General features: G+C 71.4%; 3 protein-coding genes and 1 pseudogene. 2 read left to right on the top strand and 2 right to left on the bottom strand.

All coding sequences use genetic code 11. The features are described from left to right. Nucleotides 1-99 precede the first annotated feature (99 nt). Complete coding sequence (locus tag ASF17_RS04020; RefSeq protein ID WP_156357302.1) at nt 100-519, bottom strand: BLUF domain-containing protein; 420 nt, start codon at nt 517-519, stop codon at nt 100-102. Next, nucleotides 516-1,718, bottom strand: coding sequence for a PP2C family protein-serine/threonine phosphatase (locus ASF17_RS04015; protein ID WP_055795662.1), 1,203 nt, complete (start codon nt 1,716-1,718; stop codon nt 516-518). Before ASF17_RS04015 ends, ASF17_RS04020 begins: the two co-directional genes overlap by 4 nt. Nucleotides 1,719-1,957: 239 nt before the next feature. Here ASF17_RS04015 and ASF17_RS04010 point away from each other — a divergent pair, with 239 nt between their 5' ends. Both ASF17_RS04010 and ASF17_RS04005 read left to right on the top strand, forming a co-directional pair. After that, nucleotides 1,958-3,355 carry a PP2C family protein-serine/threonine phosphatase gene (locus ASF17_RS04010; RefSeq protein WP_055795660.1) on the top strand — a complete coding sequence of 466 codons (1,398 nt, stop codon included), beginning with the start codon at nt 1,958-1,960 and terminating at the stop codon, nt 3,353-3,355. A 76-nt stretch (nt 3,356-3,431) separates the two neighbouring features. Then, nucleotides 3,432-4,598, top strand: a pseudogene (locus tag ASF17_RS04005) (hypothetical protein); the annotation flags it as partial.

Raw genomic sequence — 4,598 nt, 5'->3', positions numbered from 1 at the left:
CGGTGGGGATGAAAAGGATTCGCCACCGGTGTCGAAAGAGATTGGGACGAACACGCTTCGTTATCGGCCTGTTACCAACGCCGGCCGACGGCGGACCGGCTAGGCCCGGCGTCGGAACCATTCGAGGAGGAGCTGGGCACGGGAGGAGTCCTCCCTGATGTCGAAGCGGCGGGAGGGCGTCTCGAAGAACGAGTCGTACCCGGGGGCTTCGCGCAGATCGGCGTCGAGGGGCTCGGGGACGCCCATGGACCACTGCGGGAATCGGCGCCGCTCGATGGACTCGTCGACCAGGGTCGTGAGATCCGTGTGACGGGGGTCGGCGGCGATCACCGCGTACCTCTCGCGGACGTCCTTCTCGGCGCCTTCGAGCACCTGCATGAACCGGCCGTTCTTGTAGAGGAGCATCCCGGTGAGGCCGCGGCGCCCGTTGTTCTCCCGGCTCTGCTGCAGCAGACCCGCCATCCGCTCCGAGTCGAACGGCGTCGACGCCGTGCTCATGTAGGTCAGGGACACGATCACCGGTCGGACTCCTTCTTCTCGTCGCGACGGACGACGAGCATCGTGACGTCGTCGTCCGGGCGGAGAGCGCCGATGACATCGGACAGCTCGGCGAAGAGGCCCGCGTCGTCGGCGGACCGCCGGACCAGCTCCGCCAGCTCATCGAGGGCGCTGATCGTGCCGTCGTACAGGTCGAGCGCCCCGTCGGAGCAGGAGAACAGGACCTCACCGGGCGCGAGGGTGGTCTCGCGAGTCGTCCAGGCGTCGCCGTCGGCGATCCCGATCGGCAGATCCGCCGAGGCGAGCCGCTCGAGGGTGCCGTCGGCGCGGATGACGACCGACAGGCCGTGCCCGGCGTCGGCGTATCGGAGCAGACCGGTGCGGGTGTCGAGGGCCGCATGGAAGACGGTGGCGAAGGTGCCGGTCGCCGAGAGATCGCCGAGCAGCTGCTCGTTGACCGCGGAGACGGCCTCGGCGGGCTGCCAGCCGGGCCGAGCCTGGAACGCCGATCGCACCATCGCGGCGATGATGGCCGCGGAGTAGCCCTTGCCCATGACGTCGGTGAGGGTCACGTCGACCCGCCCGGGCGAGGAGATCGACGCGAAGTAGTCCCCCGCGACCTCGGAGTACGGCTGCGTGAAGCCGGCGACGGTGAATCCGTCGCCCTGAGCGAGGGGAGCCGGGAGCATCCGCTGCTGGGTGCGGCGGGCGTGGTCGGCGGCGTGGACATGCCGCAGCTCGCGTTCGACCCATTCGCCGAGCTCGTCGAGGAGGTCCTGGTCCTCGTCGGTGAGGCCCCGGGGCGCCGTGTCGACGAGGCAGATCGTCCCCACCCGGGCGCCGTCGGAGACGCTCAGGGGCCGTCCTGCGTAGAAGCGGATGTGCGGCTCGCCCGTGACGGATCCACGGTGCGCGAAACGGTCGTCCTCGAGAGCGTCGGGGACCACGACGATGTCGGGCTGCTGGACGACGACGTCGCAGAACGAGTCCGCTCGAGGTCCGAACGTCGGCCCACCGGATGCCTGAGGGGACTTCGTGAACTGGTGGTCCTGATCGATGAAGTTGATCTCGGCGATGGGCACCCCGAACAGCTGCCGGGCCATCCGCGTTATCCGATCGAACCGCTCCTCGGCGCCGGTGCCCATGATGCCCAGGTCGTCGAGCGCCGCGAGCCGCAGACGCTCTCGCGCCTCGGGTCGAACGGCCGTCGTCTCGTGCACGGCGTCCCCCTTCTGCTCGGATCCTCTCCATCACGCTACGCGAGTGTTCTTCACTGAGGCACCCCGCGAACGGGCCGACCCCCGGAGGCCGGTGGCGCGAGCCACCTCCCTTGGGGGGTTGGCCGTCGACGACGCCCGATGTTTAGATTGCGTCGGGGATGACAGCGGTCGAGACGCCCGCGCTCCCCCGGGAGGCGGATCCACCGGGTCACCCGCGAAGGAAGAACCAGGAAGAGCCCGTGCTCGATTCGACAACGCTCCGCGTCACTCTCGGCGTCATCACCCTCATCCTCTTCCTGCTGTTCGCCTTCGTGACGTACCGCAGCACGAGGTCCGCCTTCAGCTTCTGGTGGTGTGCCGCTCTCGTCCTGTTCATGGGCGGGACGCTCGCCTATCTCCAGGACGGCACCGCGAATCAGGCCTGGGCGAACCCGCTCGGCAACGGCCTGATCGTCGCCGGCGCCGCCTCGGTCTGGATGGCCAGCCGGTCGCTGCGCCTCCGACCCAGCCCCTGGTGGCTCGTGGTCGGGCCTGCGGCGCTCGTGACCGCCGTGTCGAGCTTCGACTCCCCCGCGACCAACGACTGGTCCGGAGGGCCGCTCTTCCTCGCCCTGACAGGCGGCCTCATCATCCTCTCGACCCGCGAGATCATCGTCCTCGACGCCGGACTCTCCCGCACGCGGTGGCCGCTCATCCTGACGTCCGGCGCCCTGGGCGTCTACTACCTCGGCCGCTTCGTCGCCTTCCTGGCGTCGGGTCCGCGGAGCGACCTGTTCGTCTCGTGGTTCGGAACGCCGTCCACGACCCTGATCACCCTCGCCCTGCTCACCGTCGTGTCATTCAGCATGGCGTCGCTGAGCGGCGAGCAGACCGCGAAGGTGCTCGCCGCCCGAGCGGCCCGCTCCCGTCAGGAGCTCCTCGACGGGGGCAGCGTGCAGCGCCGTCTCCTGCCGCAGTCCGTCCCCGACCTCCCCGGCTACGACGTCGCCGGCGCCTGCGTGCCGAGCGGCGCCGTCAGCGGCGACTTCTTCGACTGGCAGCGCACCCCCGAGGGGCTCGCGGTCACCCTCGCCGACGTCATGGGCAAGGGCGTGGGCGCGGCCATGATCGCGGCGACGGTCCGCGCGTCGCTGCGTGCCGCCTCCCCGTCCGAAGGCCCTCGTCACACGATGTCCGTCGTCGATCGCGCCGTCGAACCCGATCTCGAGGCCAACGACGCCTTCGTCACGCTGCTCCACCTGCAGCTCGACGCGGAGAGCGGCGAGATCGTCGCCGTCGACGCCGGTCACGGTCTCGGAGTCGTCTGCCGCGCCGACGGCAGCCGCGACGTCATCCCCTCGCTCAACCTCCCGCTCGGCGCCTTCGGAACCCAGACCTGGGCGACGAGCACGACCCACCTCGATCCGGGCGACCTCCTGCTGATCTGCAGCGACGGGGTCCTCGACCTCTTCGACGGCAGCCTCGAGGCGCTGGCGCGGGCGGCCGACACCGCTGCCGGGGCGGATCCGACCGCCGCGGAGGCCGTCCTGAGCATCACGCGCCTCGCGTCCCAGGGGCATCACCCCGATGACGTGACCGTCGTCGCCGTCCGCCGGGACGCCGCCGGGACGGATCACGAACGCGGATCGAGGAATTGAACTAACGTCGTCTTCGCAGCGCGCATCAGGGCGCGTCGCGAACCGGGCGGCCGGGGGGTCGCCCACCGGGAGTCCCATGCGCCTCGACCAGACCGCCTCCGCACGACTCGACCCGCGCCTCCTCGGCTCGCGCTCGACGCTCCGCTCCACCGGCCGCCGCATCGCCGCGGCCGGCGTGGCCTCGCTCGCCGCGGCCGCCATGGTGCTCGGCGGCGTGACGACGGCCACCGCGGCGCAGGGCGGCGACTGGGGCGTCTTCACGGCCGAGCGGACCCCGTCGGGAACCGGATCCGTCGGCACCATGACGCTCGGCGGCGGCTTCCCCGCGACCACCTTCACCACCGACGCGTCGCAGGCCACCGTGCCGAGCGGCGCCAGCGGCTGGCAGGGCCCGAACACGCCTCCCGGCCTGCAGTACGGCAGCAGCCGCGGCACGACGTACCTCAATCTGACGGCCCTCCGGAACTCTCCGACGCCCGAGGCCGCCTCGACCACGACGTACTCCTTCGACGGCGGCACCCCGGCGTCGGGGTGGTCGTTCGTGCTCGGCGACATCGACGCCGACCAGGCCACCATCACGGCGACCGATGCCGCCGGCGCACCGGTCTCGAGCGCCGAGCTCGGCTTCGCGGGCGTCTACAACTCGTGCGGTCTCGCGGGCAGTCCGTCGTGCCCCGGCGGCGGCACCGGCGACGTCCCGAGCTGGGACCCGGCGACCTCCACCCTGACCGGCAACGCGGCCGCCGCCGACACGCAGGGCGCGACCGGCTGGTTCAGCCCCACGGTCTCGCTGTCGAGCCTCACCATCGCGTTCCAGCAGCGCTCGGGTCGCCCGATCTACCAGACCTGGTTCGCGACGAAGACCTTCGCGGCGTCCGGCGTCGCCCTCAGCACGGTCGACGGCGCGGTGGCTCCCTACTCAGGAGGCGCGGTGACCGTGACCGACGCCACCGGACGCATCGTCGCCCAGGTCACCACCGACGCCGACGGCCGGTACACGGTGCCCGCCCTCACGGCGACCCCCGGATACACCGTCACGATCACCCCGCCGGACGGCGCCGACGGCGCGACGACGCGGACGTTCTCGCTCGAGGCCGGCGATCGCGCCGACCTCGACTTCGACTTCACGACGACGACGACCCCGCCCGTCGACCCCGACCCGGTCACCGTCGACGTCGTCGGCACCATCACCGACGAACAGGGCGAACCCGTCACCGACACCCCGATCGTCATCGTCGAGACC

Origin of the sequence: Frigoribacterium sp. Leaf263 (genome assembly GCF_001422285.1) — a bacterium.
Taxonomy (GTDB): domain Bacteria; phylum Actinomycetota; class Actinomycetes; order Actinomycetales; family Microbacteriaceae; genus Frigoribacterium.
The sequence above is the reverse complement of the archived record's forward strand: the minus strand, read 5'-3'. Positions and strand labels throughout refer to the sequence as shown.